A 15,143-nucleotide genomic window follows, 5' to 3' on the forward strand; every position below is an offset into this window, starting at 1 on the left:
CCTTAGTACGAGAGGACCGGGTTGGACTAACCTCTGGTGAATCTGTTATGGCGCCAGCTGTATTGCAGAGTAGCTACGTTGGGAATAGATAAGCGCTGAAAGCATCTAAGTGCGAAACTAGCCACAAGATGAGACTTCCATTGAGGGTCGTAGGAGACTACTACGTTGATAGGTCATAGGTATAAAGGTGGTGACATCATAGCCGAGTGATACTAATTGCCCGAAGCTTTCTCATAGCAGGTAATAATGGGATGGGTAYTCGTATCCATCCCGAACAAAAACTAATACTGTTGTTTTCTTTGATCAAGAACTTCTTTCAATAATATGTCATTGTTTAGCTGAAAGCTAAAGGCGTAAAGCCGAAAGCGGAGCAGCAAACAAATAATGAATTGGCAAAAAAGCTTTATGCTTTTMGCTCAAAAGAAATTCAGGTGCCTATATCGGCGGTGTCTACCTCTTCCCATTCCGAACAGAGAAGTCAAGCCCGCCAGAGCCGATGGTACTGCGGTAAAACGTGGGAGAGTAGGTCGGTGCCCAATCTTAAAAGCCCCAAAAGGCTGAATCGTGAAACCCTTCATCTAATGATGAGGGGTTTTTGCGTTTATAGTAATTTTTCTTATCTATACCGGCAACTTCCTGGCTTCGCCTTGGTTTCAGTTCCTTTTTCGTTTGCCGTTCTTTTTGTTACATTTAAGGCATATACCTTAAACCATGACATCCCAACAGGCACAACTTTGGCAAAACGTTCAAAACTTTCAATTAGATGATCCCGAAGTTGATTTTACGTTTTCGGAAAGGCTTGCACGTGAAAATGGCTGGACTAAAGTTTATACCGAACGGGTTATCATCGAATATAAAAAATTCATTTTCCTTTGCTGTATCAGTTTAGATGGGGTAACACCGTCTGATCCTGTAGACCAGGCCTGGCATCTGCATTTAACTTATACTCAATCATACTGGACCGGTCTGTGCAGAAACGTCCTCGGGCAGGAAATTCACCATAACCCAACCCGGGGAGGTAAGGCCGAGGCTGGTGAGTTTAATGGCTATTATACGCGTACCCAACAGTTATATATGCAATTCTTTAATATTGCCCCACCCGATGATATATGGCAAAATAACATTACTCGTTTCACTGATATCAATTTCCAACGAGTAAATATTACCAGGTATTGGCTGCTGCGCAAACCCGGTAACGGGAGCCAGGTGGCAATATTACTCATGCTTATTATTGTTGTGGGTTTGTTTATTCAGGCTTCAGAAACTGCTATAGCTATCGGTATAATGGTAGCTGTTATTGTTATAGTAGTAATAGCTGTTTATAAAAATGAAAGTGGAGGGAGCAGTAACGGTGGTTGCAGCGACACTGGTTGCAGTGGTGATGACAATGCTCATCATGGCGGCCATTCCGGGCATGATGGTCATGGTGGCGATAGCGGGTGCAGTAGTGGCTGTTCTGGCTGCTCGGCATCTGGTTGTAGCGGTTGTGGCAGCCATTAGTGAATAAGAAAATTGGAGGTAATTAAGAAACTATAAGATGATAGATTAAGGAGTTTGTAAATCAACGGGCAGGAAAAGATCCGGTGCCTGCTCTATCCGGTGAATGTTTATTTTACGCCCAGGCTTGCCCTTACCTTTTTAACTTCTGATGCGGTAACCAGGCTGCTGTTGTTACCGAAATTACTGCGGATATAGGTAAGCACTTGTGCTATTTGGGCATCGGTTAAAAAATTATGCTTGGGCATTACGCTATTATATGGTTTATTTTTAACCTTAACCGGTCCTTCCAGGCCATTTAGCAAAACCTGTATGGCCAGGTCTTTTTCCATGTATTTACCGCCGGTAACCCACTCAGATCCATTTAGTGGCGGGAATAGGTTACCATCGCCCTTGCCATTTTTTTGGTGGCAGTTAGCACAATAGTTAGCATATATCTGGGCTCCGCCTTTGAGCATACCCGTTGCAATATTATTACGCACAGGGTTGGGCATTTTAAAATTTGGTAATTTTTTACGCAGTTCCATTTTAGCAAGTTGAACATCGGTGAAGTTACTTTTATCGCCCTGGTAAAAAATGCGCCAAACCCTGCCTTTTTCGGTATCACTCACATAGAGCGAACCATCGGGGCCAACAGATAAACCCATAGGGCGGCAAACTGCGTCACTTACGCTTACAACGGTATTATGTGCCGCAAAGCCATCCGCAAATATTTCCCATGAACCACTAGGGACACCATTTTTAAATGGAACAAAGGCAACAAAGAACCCAGCCTGCGGATAGGGCGATCTATTGGTCGACCCATGGAAAGCTACAAATGCGCCATTCTTATACCTGGCCGGAAATTGGTTGCCGGTGTAAAAAAGCAGGTCGTTGGGTGCCCAATGCGCTTGGAAAGCTATCAATGGCTGCGCATACCTGGCGCCATTACCTGCTTTTTTTCCATCGCCTCCATATTCGGGGTTCAGTAGTTTTTTATGTTTAATAGGGTCGTAATAATAATAGGGCCAGCCTACATCGGTGCCTCTTTTTATTTTTAAAAATTCTTCCGCCGGCATAACCGCGCTTTGCCATGCACTAAAAATTTTAGGGAATAGCAGGCGAAAGTCATCCCGGCCATGGGCCACTACATACAGGGAGTTATCGGCCGTATTCCAGTCCATAGCCACTACGCTGCGCAAGCCGGTGGCGTAGCGTATGCCATCTTTTTGCTGCTGGTTGGGTTTGGTCTCGTCAAATTGCCAAATGCCTCCATATTCCTGCAAAAGCGGGCAACCCTTTATCCCAGGTGAGCCCGGCACACGATTTTGTTCCTGGCAGGCGTTTGATGGCGCACCAAAGGCTACGTACATGTGCCCGTCATTATCAAAGGCCAGGGGTTTGGCATCATGCTCATGTTCGCCATGCGCGTCATGCAATATCAACTCCAGGGGGCCATCGGGTACCAACGTTGCCGGGTTCAATTTGGTTCGGTAAACATTTACCTCCGAACTGAAATACAGATAACCTTTGTGAACGCGCATGGCCGTGCCATAAGGCCCTTTATCATCGTAATCGCCAAATTTTTGAATGATATCAGCTTTGCCATCCTGATCGGTATCACGGGCGGCCACATTGCCACCAATGGAATCGGGGAAGCGAAGTTTTACATAAATATCGCCGTTGGTATTTACGGCGATGTGGCGTGCCCGGCCCTCCAGGCTATCAATCACGATAAGGGCTTTAAAATTACCAGGGAGGTATAAGCCGCCGTTGTTTGCATCAGCTATGAGGATTTTATTTTTTTTTACGATAACCGTAAAACTGATCATGATTAATGCAATACCAATAACTGTAATATGCGTTATGGGCCGATGTGCCAAACTTTTTAAAAGCCTTTTCACGCGTAAAAAATTATGCTTTATCATCTCGTGGATCAGAAAAAAGATCAATATTATTTGAATGGGTTATTGTAAAATTTCATGCATTGCCGGTATTATAAGGATTTTAGGTGCTAAATGTTTTTGAAGCGGGTTAAAACTTTGGCGCCGCACAGAGAAAGTTATCGGGAAGCTAATACTGCGTATCAATAATTTTATCATCCATATTTAATAAAAACCCTATCTTATCATCCTTTATAAACAGAACATATATGCCCGCATCTGAAAAAAAATTAGGTTTATGGACAAGCACCTCCCTGGTGGTGGGCAATATGATAGGTGCCGGTGTATTTTTGATGCCAGCGGCCATGGCCGGGTTCGGTAGTATCGGTTTGCTGGGTTGGGTATTTTCGGCCATTGGCTCATTCTTCCTCGCCAAAGTTTTCAGTAATATGAGCAAATTGCTGCCGCATGCTACCGGGGGGCCGTATGCATTTACCCGCAATGGTTTTGGCGATTTTGCAGGATTCCTGGTAGCCTGGGGATATTTCATATCTACCTCATGCGCCAACGCGGCTATCACCATATCATTGGTGAGCGCGCTTAGTACTTTTTTCCCGATACTGGCCACCAGTAATATTGCGGCTGTTTCAACAGGTTTGTGTGCGATATGGTTACTTACCTATATTAATACGCTTGGTGTTGTTACCAGCGGCAAATTGCAATTGATAACAACTATTCTTAAGGTTTTACCATTGCTACTAGTGGCTGTTGGCGGCTTGTTTTTTTTACAACTTAAAAACTTTACCCCCTTTAACAGCAGCGGCAATACTACTTACGGCGCGATAAGCGCTACTGCTGCCCTGACCATGTTTTCATTTATAGGTATCGAATGTGCCACTATACCCGCGGGTAGTGTAATCAATCCGGAGAAAACAATACCTAAAGCAACCATGATAGGTTTATTCATAGCCACTTTGGTTTATATTTTGGGTAGCGTAAGTGTATTGGGTATAATCCCGGCGGCGCAATTACAGCGTTCCGTTACTCCCTATGCCGATGCGGCTGTTGTAATTTACGGTAGCAGCGCCCGCTATTGGGTAAGCGCGGGTGTGGCCATAGCCGCTTTTGGCGCACTTAACGGGTGGACGCTGATGCAGGGGCAAATGCCCTTTGCTACTGCAAAGGATAAACTATTCCCGGCGATATTTGCCAGGCAGAATAAAAAAGGGGTGCCTTATGTAGGAATTCTTTTAAGCAGTGCGCTGGTATCTGTTTTCATGAGCATGAATTATACCAAAGGACTTGTTGAGCAGTTTAGGTTTTTACTGTTGCTATCCTTATTATCTATGCTGATCCCTTACCTGCTATCAGCCGCCTCATACCTCATCATCAAGGCAAAAGCTAAACAAACTAACGGCTGGGCGGGTGCTGTACTGCTGGCCATTTTAGCGTTTGGTTATGCGTTATGGAATATTGCCGGCACCGGCAAGGAGGCCGTTTATTATGGGTTTTTACTGCTGATGATCAGTATCCCGTTTTATGTTTGGGTAGCATATAAAAAAAGCAAAGAAAGGGATTAAGGCCTGTTTAGTATTTTGTATTACTAATATTACGCTTTTATTATTTATTTGTAAATCAATAGTTTCAATAATATCCATCCATTGTAAATGTTAAATTTTGGCGCTAAAGTGTTAAATTTCATAGCCAAGTGTTAAACAGCTTTGATTACTAAAAACTTAGTTATACCTTGGTTCTCATAAACTACCTTATGAAAATCACAATTCCTGCACTAATAATATTTTGCTTAAGTACGTTTTCTGTTTTTGCGCAAAATAGTTATTCCATTAAAGGTTTGGTTGCCGATACAGCATCAAACTCAAAACTTACCAATGCCACAGTAGCTGTTTTAAATGCCAAGGATTCCATTCTGCAAAAATTTACCAGGGTAAACGAAGGGCAATTTGCCATAAACAACCTTAAAAAGGGAAAGTTTATCCTGCTGGTATCCTACTCTGGCTATGCTGATTTTGTGGAGCGCTTTACGCTGGATTCTGCACACACTACACATAATTTTGGCAATATTGGTATGATACTTAAAACACAGCTGCTTAAAGAGGTAATTATAAAAGCCCAGGTAGCTGCAGTTAAAATTAAGGGCGATACCACCGAATTTAATGCCAAGGCCTTCACTGTACAACCCAATGCTAAGGTAGAGGATTTGCTGAAAGAGCTTCCGGGCATACAGGTGGATAAAGACGGCAAAATTACCGCCCAGGGCCAAACCGTAAGTAAAGTATTGGTTGATGGGGAAGAGTTTTTTGGTGATGATCCTACCCTGGTTACCAAAAACCTGCGTGCCGATATGGTGGATAAGGTACAGCTTTATGATAAAAAAAGCGACCAGGCCGCTTTTACCGGTATCGATGATGGTGTAAAGAATAAAACCATCAACATTAAACTTAAAGAGGATAAAAAGAACGGCTATTTTGGTAAAATAGATGCTGATGGCGGTACCGATAAATATTACCAGGAGCAGATACTTTTCAACAGATTTAAGGGCAAACAAAAGCTTTCGGTATATGGCACTTTGGGCAATACGGGTAAAGTAGGTTTAGGCTGGGATGATAACAGCAAATACGGCGGCAGTGGCGGTCTTGAATTTGGCGATGGAGGGGAGATTTATTTCAATGGCGGAGGGGGAGACGACCTTGACTCGTTTAGTGGCCGGTTTGATGGTGAGGGGATTCCCCTTGCGAGATCGGCGGGTGCGCATTACGATACCAAATGGGACGGCGATAAACAATCTATCAACGGCAATTTCAAAATAGGTTCGTTAAATGTTGATGGTACCAAAACTACGCTAACGCAAAACAATTACGGCAATACCTTTACCACTAATAACTCTGATCAGATTTTTCACAACCACATGTTTCGTCAAAAGCTGGATCTTACCTACCAGGTAAAGCTTGATACAGCGCAAAATTTAAAACTGATGGTTGATGGAACAGATAAAAACACCATCACTAATAATACTTATGACTATGTGAGCAAGCGGGCCAATGGATCATTGCAAAACACCAACAACCGTACTATTGATAATAATGTGCATCAAAAAATATTTAATGCCAGCGCGTTTTATACCAAGAAATTTAAAAAGGTTGGTCGTACGTTATCAGTAAACGTAACCGAGGGATTTAATCAAAGTAATTCGGATGGACATTTATATGCCAGAACCAAGTTTTTTGATACAACAGCTTTTGATAACACCGCGACTGCCACTAAAGATACCATCACTGATCAGCGTAAAACAACAAACATTAAAACCAATATCTTAAACACAAACCTTACCTATACCGAGCCGCTTTCAAAAACCTTTTCGGCAATTGTAAATTATGGCATCAATGTGAGCAACAACAGTGCCGACAGGAGATCATACAACGCTTCGGGAATAAATCCTGATGGGTCAAAACAGTATAATACGCTTGATACCACGGTAAGTAATAATTATAAGCTAAACCAGGTATCGAACCAGTTTGGCTTAAACTTCAATTACAAAAGCAAGAAAAGTACATTTAATTTTGGTTCAAGGGTTTCGGCCGTTAATTTTAAACAGATAAATGAAATCACGGGTACCGAGCGTGTTCGTAATTTTACCAACTGGTTTCCGCAAGCCACTTTCCAATATCGCTTTTCTCAGCAGGAGTCGGTAAGGCTGAGTTATAATGGCAATACTACTCAACCAACTATTGACCAGATACAACCCGTAAAAGTAAATACCGATAACCTGAACATTACGCTGGGTAATGCCAACCTGCGGCCATCATACACCAACCGCTTAAATTTTAGCTATAACTCCTATAAAGTACTGAGCGGACAATCCATATGGCTGTATGGATCTTATTCCAATACCTACAACCCCATTGTGAGCAATGTATCTACTGTTGATGGTGCAAGTACCTATCAATACACCAACCTTAAAAATAAGCAAACTGTAAATATGTATGGAAGTATTTACTTTGACAGAAAAATACCTAAGGTTGATATCAATGCCGGACTTGGCATAAATGTCAATGGCAATACCTATTATAATTACTCTAAAATTGATTCGGGCGCCAATCTGTTAAATAAAACACAATCATATACCTACTCGGCCGAATTCAGGTTATCAAAGTACAAACAGAAAAAGTATGATATCAATGCGTCCTTTGGGCCTACTTACACCATAAACTCATCCTCATTGCAACCCAATATTAACAATAATGGCCGTGGCTTTCAGGCCAGCGGCGGATTTAATATTTACCTGCCGCTGCATTTCACCATCGGGTCTGATTGTAATTACCAGTTTAATGCAAAAACGCAGTCGTTTCCCGAGGATTTCAGGAAAACAATTTTAAATGCCACCATCGGTAAATCATTCATGAAAGATGAAAGCATTAAAATATACCTTGCCGGTAACGATCTGCTAAATCAAAATACCGGTTATAGCAGAACCGGGAGCGCTAACCAACTTTCGCAGGAAAGATATACCGCTATCAGAAGATTCTTTATGCTTTCGCTTGTTTGGGACTTTAACCACGTTGGCGGCGGCGCAGCACCTAAAAAATAACCAACCATGAAAAAACTCATTTTATTTGCAACCTGTTTATTTATGCTTGGCGGCAATACGCTGTTTGCACAAAACAAGCACTTTACAACCAATGGCACCATCGAGTTTGAAAAAAGCGTGAACATGTACGCCGTTTTTCAAAAAATAATTGATAAGGATAATGAAGCGTGGCTGCAGCCGGCTTTTGATTCATACAAAAAAAATCAGCCGCAGTTCAGGAAATTGAAAAGTACCCTGGCCTTTGGCAATAACAAAACTTTGTTTACGCCTATTGAGCCCGAGAACGTAAGCAACACTTTTTTTCTGGATAACCCCATGGTTGGGCAGAACAATGTTGTACAAACAGATTTGAATACCAACACCAGTATTAACCAGAAAAAGGTTTTTGAATCGGTTTTCCTGGTAAAGGATAGTGTACGTAAAATAGACTGGAAAATAACCACCGAAACTCGCGAAATAGCCGGCTTTACCTGTCGCAGGGCTAATGCGCTGGTATTGGATTCGATTTATGTTGTAGCCTTTTATACCGATGATATACCCGTATCCGGCGGGCCAGAGTCATTTGCCGGCTTACCGGGGATGATATTAGGCCTTGCTATCCCTCACGAAAACGTAACCTGGTTTGCCACCAAGGTGAACGAGATAGTTGTTGACGATAAAGCTCTTACCGCACCCAAAAAAGGTAAACAGGTAAACCGGAAGGAACTATCCGCTACCCTAACCGGGGTTATGAAAGACTGGGGTAATCAATCCAATTCCTATTTAAAGGCGTTTGTGTTGTAGCTCATACCCGTAAAAAAACAAATCGTCATTGCGAGGTACGAAGCAATCCCAAACTGTACAAATCGGATTTGCACCGCTGCTCTGTAAGTCGGGGATTGCTTCGTACCTCGCAATGACGTGCTTTTTTAAAAAAAAATTGTCATCCTGAACAAAGTGAAGGATCTATTATTCGCTATGCTTTTTCGCACTGTACAGTCTGTTAATAGATCCTTCGTTCCTACCCATGGCGTATTGGATTTTGAGGCGTGTGGGCCTGTCAGTCTGAGCCTGTCGGAGAGGCATTTGCCCGCTATCCTTCCACAGGCTACCCATGACGTGTTTGTTGCATATCAGGCAATCGGCTCTGTATGCTGGCAACGACTCACCCCGCCGGTCCGCCCTTCGCGGACGGCGACCCTCTCTTCGGCTGCGCCGGAAAGAGGGTAAAAAAGGCTAATTTTAATTTTTTAGCCCCCTCTTTCCAACGAAGTTGAAGAGAGGGATGTCGGGCGTAGCCTCGACAGGGTGAGTCTTAACCTTGGTTAGTTTACGTCATTTCCCCTTCGGAGTTTCGCTAAATTTTACAACTCAGGATGACAAACCTTTTAAAACGCAGCTTTACGCATTTGCCAGTGCCCTATCTAAATGCACATAACCTCCATCAACATGTATGAGTTGCCCGGTGGTATGGCTTGACATTGGCGACAATAAGAAAGCGGTGGTATTGGCCAGTTCCTCGGCTGTGGTCATGCGGTTGCCTAATGGTATTTTTGCCTCAATCTCCTGTAGTTTAGCACCCGGATCGGGCAAGGTTTTTATCCAGTTTTCATATAGTGGTGTCCAGCATTCGGCTACTACAATGGCATTTACACGGATGCCATATTTCAACAGCTCCACAGCCCATTCGCGGGTTAAAGCGTTGCGGCCACCGTTTGCTGCCGCGTAGCCAGAGGTATGGCCCTGCCCTGTATCGGCGGTTTTTGAAGTGATGTTAAGGATGGCTCCCTTTGATTTTTTAAGTTCGGGTAAAGCAAAATGCGCCATCAGGTAATAATGTACCAGGTTTTTATGCAGGGAGGCAACAAAGCCTTCATAGTTGCCGCTTTCTAAGCCTACACCATCGTTAACGCCCGCGTTATTCACCAGGCCGTCAATCCTTCCAAATTTGGCAACTACTGCATTAATAGCGCTCTCGCTTGCTGCAGGATCGGTAAGTTCTGCAACTACCTGGAAAGCCTTACCACCTGCCGCTTCAATTTCATGCACTACTTTAAGGTTATCCACTTCACTACGGCCCACAATAACGGGTATGGCGCCCTCAGCAGCCAGTACTTTAACAATGCCCTCGCCAATGCCCTTTGCACCACCGGTTACTATAATTACCTTATCTGTAAGTTGTAAATTCATGCTTATATGTTGTAAAATATCAAATACTATTAATGAGAAACGCTTAGTTTCACCTCTGCCGCCTCTTTCACTTTCAGGTTTTTAACTGCAAAATAAAAAACGAATAAAAAGCAGGCTGCGGGTACCAGGTAAGCTACCTGGATGTTAGTCATATCAGATAGTTTACCCATAATAGGCGGGAAAACCGCACCGCCTACAATGGCCATAATTACCAGTGATGAACCTTCTTTGGTTTTGGTGCCCAGGCCCCGGATGCTTAATGAAAATATGGTTGGGAACATGATCGACATAAAAAACTCCACGCCTATCAATGCAAATACCGGGAACTTGCCATGCAGAAATACCGATAGTAAGATAAGCAGCACATTGGTAACGGCATAAATGGCCAGCAGTTTTACCGGGTTAATAAAGGTCATTAAAAATGTGCCTACGGCTCTGCCCGCCAAAAAGGCTATTAAAGCTGCAGTTAAATAATAAGCTGCGGTTTTTTCATCCATGCCGGATACGCGCTCAGAAAAACGGATAAAGAAACTACCAACACATGCTTGTGCACCTACGTAAAAAAATTGTGCAGCTACACCAAAATTCAGGTTCTTTTCCCTTAAAAGCGCACCTGTGCGTTGAAAAAATGATAAGTTTTCATGTAGTGGTGAGCCTTCGCCTTCCTCAACAATTTCGGGTAAATGCGTTCTCCATAAAAGAACAGTTACCACCAGCACACCAAGAGCAATAATGATATAGGGTATTTGTACCGATGACGCTTCTTTATTTAAATAAGTATTCAATTGGCCTGATGACATGGCCGATTCTTGTACAGCGGTAAGGGTTTTGCCCGATAGTATAAAAATACCGCCGATTAAAGGCGCAAGGGCAGCTGCCAGGCCGTTAAATGTTTGGGCGAAATTAATACGCTGGGTTGCGCCTGCAGGATCACCAATGGCGGTGATGTACGGATTGGCGGCAGTTTCTAAAAATGCGGCCCCGGAAAATATGATAAACAAAGCTCCCAGGAAAAACGCGTAGTTTCTTACAATGGATGCCGGGTAAAACAAAAATGCTCCTACCGAAAAAAGTATCAGCCCTAATAAAATTCCTCCTTTATAGCCATACCGTTTCATGAACTGGGCTGCCGGGATAGGCAACAAGAAATAGGCAAAATAAGATGCAGAATCAATTAATGAAGACTGCAAATCAGTTAACTGGCAGGCTTTTTTTAAGTGAGGTATGAGGATTGGATTTAAGTTTAGCGCAAAGCCCCATATAAAAAACAGGGAAGTAATGAGGGTTATTGCTAACAGATCTTTATTTTTTGCCATTGGTTGTTTGTTATAATTGGTTTATTTGATTGGGTTTTATTTTAATGCCGATGTAATATCCTTAATTGAAATACCCAGCGTTTTTAAGGCGATACTATTCAAGGCTTTCTCATCTCCGGTAAAATGGAACACACTGTGTTTATGTGTTAGCTTTTCGCCGGGTTTTAAAAATGCGGCTGGCGATACGCTTTCAATTTCGTAGAACGGACCCATTTGCGATCCATTGGCTAATTTGCCATCGTTATAGGCGTTCACGGCATCGCCGGAAAAAGGGGCTGTATCGGGTTTCCATTCCTGGTTAAGATAGCTTGCGCCGCTATCTATATCAAAAACGGTAATGGTTAATACTTTGTTACTGGCATCATAGCTGCCGGCCATGTTTTTGGCCCGATTGGGTGGGATGCCCAGCTTACCGCGCGATTTGCCGTCGGCTTTAAAAAGGAGGGTGCCATTGCCGTAGGTGATCCTGTCTTTAGCTATCTCGCCAAAATAATTAGTGGTGGCTACTTTGCCTGTTGCTTTATCTATATAGGGCACTACTATAACTGTTTTGGGCGATGGCGTAAACATATCCAAATTCCATAAACAGGGAGCGCCGGTAGTTTTATCCCAGGCTTTATCGCCGGCATTAATAATAGTATTGATAGTGCTAAAGCCAACTGATTTTACCGAATCATTGGCACTGATGCCTAACAATTGGTTAATCACATCCGGCTCCAGTATCTCGATATCGCGTTCCAGTTTGATGTTAAGCAGCGTACCCGCGTAATTTTGCATCTGGGTAGCTTTGCTCATAGATGCTTTTTTATCTGATGAAGAAAGCAGCTCCCAGCTTTCATTATCAATTGCTGCGGGAGTATGCCAGTTATCAAATTCCATTTTGCTGCCTGGCTTAAAGAACACGGAGAACGGGCCACCTTCGGGACCAAGCCAAAGGCGGTCTTCGCCACCAAAGGCATTCATGTGCGGGTCGGGTTGTTTAAGGTCGAAGGTTTCGTATTTGATCCAGCCAAAGCTGTTTCCATCCAAACCATCGGCGGTGGAGGTAAATACCTTGGCCTGGTATTTTGGAGAAACGATAACCCTTGCGCTGCTATCTTTAGTTTTTAAAACCACAACGCTGCCATGTTTCTTTAAAAACTCTAAATCGTACCTGAAACTACCTTTGGTAGCCGGGGGCATGCGCATGGTACATGATGTAATACCTGCTGCCAACATAACCAACGAAGAGATTTTTAAAGCGCTCATAGCCTTATAATTTATGTTTGGGATTAATGCCTATAATATTGACCATGGTGCCAATGTTATCGATGGTAATAACCACCACATCGCCCACTTGTAAAGTGAAAGTTGGCGGCGGCACTAAACAGGTACCTGTCATCAAAAAACAGCCCTGTGGAAAATCACACTCGGCATATAAATAGCCTACCAGCTCGGTGAATGATCGCTTGATGCGGGATATGGTGGTTTCGTCTTCATAAACAGCCACGTCGTCCCGTTTAATAACCAGTTTTATGGCCGATTCGCGGGGTATTGGCTCAGCGCTTACATACAGGCATGGGCCCAAAGCAGCACTTTTTTCATAGATCTTGGCCTGGGGCAGATATAGGGCGTTCTCGCCCTCTATGCTCCGCGAGCTCATGTCGTTACCGATGGTATAGCCCTGAATATTTCCTTTGGAATTGATATACAAGGTCAGCTCCGGCTCAGGAACATTCCATTCCGAATCTTTCCTGATATATACTTCTGCACCATGACCGGATACCCGTTGCGCTGTTGCTTTAAAGAACAACTCGGGTCTTGGGGCATCGTAAACCTTATCGTACAAGCTTGCCGCGCCGGAGTTTTCAGATTCCTCCATGCGCGCATCGCGGCTTTTAAGATAGGTAACGCCTGCGGCCCAAACTTCCTGAGTGCCTATAGGGGGTAGAATTGGCCCGTTTAAAAACTCATGTTGCACGTCGGCGCCTAAAGCTGTGGTATCATCAATGATTTCCTGCAGGTATGCGGCGAGGTTATCCCGGTTAATCAGGGTGTCCCATTGGTCGTCAACAATATAGGCAGCCCCGGCATGCTCCAGGATTATTCCTTTGGTGGTTTTATATAATTTCATCAGTTTACTTCCAATTCGTCTCGTGAGGGTAATTTAGGAAATGGGGTGTGCGCGCCGGTTTGGTACCAGAATACGGTTGAGGCAATATCATCCTGTAAAGGCATGTATCGCCCGTCGTGCCGCCAACCCAGGGCCTGTATGGTAACCTTCAGGCTTTTTTCAAAGCGGATAGGGTCAACAATATGCCATCTGTATAAACCAAACCGCTGTGCTACGTTGTAATGCCCATCGCCGCGAATCACCTGTGGCAAGCCGCTGTAAGGCGTATTGAATTCGGTGTATTCGGTATGCTCTGCCTCCTTGCCGTCGGCATCTTTGTGGCGGGTATCAAAATCATATGATCCGCAGAAGTAGTCCTCTGTACCGGTACCGTTTATGGTAGGGAATTTGGTATCGCCATCCATAAAAAACTTGATCTCGCCCTCGCCCCACCAGCCATTTTTGTTGCTGCCATAAGCCAGGTAAGTACCCACGTACTGGCCCTTACCCACAATGCTATCTACCAAAACATAATCTTTTTTGTAAGGCAGCGGGTTGGTACGGCGAAACTGTGCGTGAAAATAGCCGGCATCATCCGGGATATCAGTCAGGGTATAATCAACCTGGTAATAAAGCACCATATCGTTATCGTCGATATTTTCCATAGTGATGCGGCATTTTTTGCGGAAGGGCATTGGCCAGTAACAATTAAAAGCGCTGCCGGGGTTTACCGCTACCGCTAATGACGACAGGGGCGAATACTTACCCCAGCCCATGCAAAAGAAATCGCCTACAGGCACCTCAACGGATGGAGTTGTTTCATCATCCCAATAAAAACGCAGGATGCTATAGCGCCAGTTGCCGGTAGGGGTCATCCAGATGTGCTGTATGGCGCCCGACTCATTAATTTCGGCAATGGTATAAGTAGTATGTTTTTTGATCACCACGCTTGGGCTTACTTTCCAGGTTTGCCCCAGATCGCGCGATGCATTGCTGCCTGTGCCGGTGGTGGCCATGCCACCGTTACCTTTCTCGCCTGTAAAGTTTTCCGGACTTATTGATCGTGTTTTGGCATCGCTGGTACGATAAAGGTTACCAAGGCCAACATCAAGGCCATTAAACTTTTTTTGTGCAAATGCGGCAGATGATGTCAGCAAAACAAACATGCAGCTTAATAAAACATTACTTTTCATTTTTAACATATAGGTTATCTGTTGGTAAAAACTAATAGTGCATCAATTGGTAAATGCAATACCGTGTTTATTTGCTGTAACACCTGCCTTATACACAATAAGACAAAGCCGGTCACAATCATAAAAATAATTTTCTTTTTATCTATCCTGCTTTATCAGCATAACATACAAGGATTTTAGCATCAATACGGCCTTCCTATTATTTTGTCATCCTGAGCGATAGCGAAGGATCTATAAACTATACAGATCGGGTCTGCATGGCGAATATGCATTCGGGTAATAGATACTTCGAGCGTTTATAATGACAAAGGAATAGTAGGCCTACTTTTGTAAAAGCTAATTTACATTTATCGATAACAGAAACACTAACCCCAACAATAATATTGATGTTACATATCGCATATACAA

10 protein-coding genes and 2 rRNA genes are annotated in these 15,143 nt (G+C 43.6%); 6 read left to right on the forward strand and 6 right to left on the reverse strand.

Annotated elements, in window-relative coordinates:
• From AC1DYB_RS14125 to AC1DYB_RS14135, 3 genes are all read left to right on the forward strand, one after another.
• A 23S ribosomal RNA gene (locus AC1DYB_RS14125) occupies positions 1 to 236 on the forward strand; the annotation flags it as partial.
• A 191-nt stretch (positions 237 to 427) separates the two neighbouring features.
• Positions 428 to 539 (forward strand): 5S ribosomal RNA (gene rrf, locus AC1DYB_RS14130).
• 172 nt (positions 540 to 711) lie between these two features.
• Entirely contained in the window at positions 712 to 1,500 is a 789-nt protein-coding gene (locus AC1DYB_RS14135) for a glycine-rich domain-containing protein (protein ID WP_477435814.1), read from the forward strand.
• A gap of 107 nt (positions 1,501 to 1,607) precedes the next feature.
• Here AC1DYB_RS14135 and AC1DYB_RS14140 read toward each other — a convergent pair whose 3' ends face one another.
• Positions 1,608 to 3,380 carry a PQQ-dependent sugar dehydrogenase gene (locus AC1DYB_RS14140; RefSeq protein ID WP_477435816.1) on the reverse strand — a complete coding sequence of 591 codons (1,773 nt, stop codon included), beginning with the start codon at positions 3,378 to 3,380 and terminating at the stop codon, positions 1,608 to 1,610.
• A gap of 248 nt (positions 3,381 to 3,628) precedes the next feature.
• Between AC1DYB_RS14140 and AC1DYB_RS14145 the strand changes: the two genes are divergently transcribed.
• The 3 genes from AC1DYB_RS14145 to AC1DYB_RS14155 all read left to right on the forward strand — a co-directional run bounded on the left by AC1DYB_RS14145 (position 3,629) and on the right by AC1DYB_RS14155 (position 8,748).
• Entirely contained in the window at positions 3,629 to 4,939 is a 1,311-nt protein-coding gene (locus tag AC1DYB_RS14145) for an amino acid permease (protein ID WP_477435818.1), read from the forward strand.
• 188 nt (positions 4,940 to 5,127) lie between these two features.
• The gene (locus AC1DYB_RS14150) at positions 5,128 to 7,965 is read left to right on the forward strand and encodes an outer membrane beta-barrel protein (RefSeq protein ID WP_477435820.1); all 2,838 of its coding nucleotides are present in this window, start codon (positions 5,128 to 5,130) and stop codon (positions 7,963 to 7,965) included.
• A 6-nt stretch (positions 7,966 to 7,971) separates the two neighbouring features.
• Complete coding sequence (locus AC1DYB_RS14155) at positions 7,972 to 8,748, forward strand: GLPGLI family protein (RefSeq protein ID WP_295711294.1); 777 nt, start codon at positions 7,972 to 7,974, stop codon at positions 8,746 to 8,748.
• Between the two features lie 597 nt (positions 8,749 to 9,345).
• Here the strand turns inward: AC1DYB_RS14155 and AC1DYB_RS14160 are convergent.
• The 5 genes from AC1DYB_RS14160 to AC1DYB_RS14180 are packed head-to-tail and all read right to left on the reverse strand — an operon-like array spanning position 9,346 to position 14,735.
• A complete protein-coding gene (locus tag AC1DYB_RS14160) occupies positions 9,346 to 10,134 on the reverse strand; it encodes an SDR family oxidoreductase (protein WP_477435823.1) in 789 nt (262 codons plus the stop codon).
• A gap of 29 nt (positions 10,135 to 10,163) precedes the next feature.
• The gene (gene fucP / locus AC1DYB_RS14165) at positions 10,164 to 11,450 is read right to left on the reverse strand and encodes an L-fucose:H+ symporter permease (protein ID WP_477435825.1); all 1,287 of its coding nucleotides are present in this window, start codon (positions 11,448 to 11,450) and stop codon (positions 10,164 to 10,166) included.
• A gap of 36 nt (positions 11,451 to 11,486) precedes the next feature.
• A complete protein-coding gene (locus tag AC1DYB_RS14170; protein ID WP_477435827.1) occupies positions 11,487 to 12,698 on the reverse strand; it encodes a DUF6786 family protein in 1,212 nt (403 codons plus the stop codon).
• Between the two features lie 4 nt (positions 12,699 to 12,702).
• Complete coding sequence (locus AC1DYB_RS14175) at positions 12,703 to 13,563, reverse strand: fumarylacetoacetate hydrolase family protein (protein WP_477435829.1); 861 nt, start codon at positions 13,561 to 13,563, stop codon at positions 12,703 to 12,705.
• Entirely contained in the window at positions 13,563 to 14,735 is a 1,173-nt protein-coding gene (locus tag AC1DYB_RS14180; RefSeq protein WP_477435831.1) for a glycoside hydrolase family 172 protein, read from the reverse strand. The genes AC1DYB_RS14175 and AC1DYB_RS14180 overlap by 1 nt, the downstream gene beginning before the upstream one ends.
• Positions 14,736 to 15,143 lie beyond the last annotated feature (408 nt).

This window comes from Mucilaginibacter sp. P2_A4, assembly GCF_056405015.1.

Bases quoted from the DNA above. Each gene is read 5' to 3' on its own strand.
- AC1DYB_RS14170 (WP_477435827.1), bottom strand. From the start codon at position 12,698: ATGAGCGCTTTAAAAATCTCTTCGTTGGTTATGTTGGCAGCAGGTATT.
- AC1DYB_RS14155 (WP_295711294.1), top strand. From the start codon at position 7,972: ATGAAAAAACTCATTTTATTTGCAACCTGTTTATTTATGCTTGGCGGC.
- AC1DYB_RS14145 (WP_477435818.1), top strand. From the start codon at position 3,629: ATGCCCGCATCTGAAAAAAAATTAGGTTTATGGACAAGCACCTCCCTG.
- fucP (WP_477435825.1), bottom strand. From the start codon at position 11,450: ATGGCAAAAAATAAAGATCTGTTAGCAATAACCCTCATTACTTCCCTG.
- AC1DYB_RS14150 (WP_477435820.1), top strand. From the start codon at position 5,128: ATGAAAATCACAATTCCTGCACTAATAATATTTTGCTTAAGTACGTTT.
- AC1DYB_RS14160 (WP_477435823.1), bottom strand. From the start codon at position 10,134: ATGAATTTACAACTTACAGATAAGGTAATTATAGTAACCGGTGGTGCA.
- AC1DYB_RS14180 (WP_477435831.1), bottom strand. From the start codon at position 14,735: ATGAAAAGTAATGTTTTATTAAGCTGCATGTTTGTTTTGCTGACATCA.
- AC1DYB_RS14135 (WP_477435814.1), top strand. From the start codon at position 712: ATGACATCCCAACAGGCACAACTTTGGCAAAACGTTCAAAACTTTCAA.
- AC1DYB_RS14175 (WP_477435829.1), bottom strand. From the start codon at position 13,563: ATGAAATTATATAAAACCACCAAAGGAATAATCCTGGAGCATGCCGGG.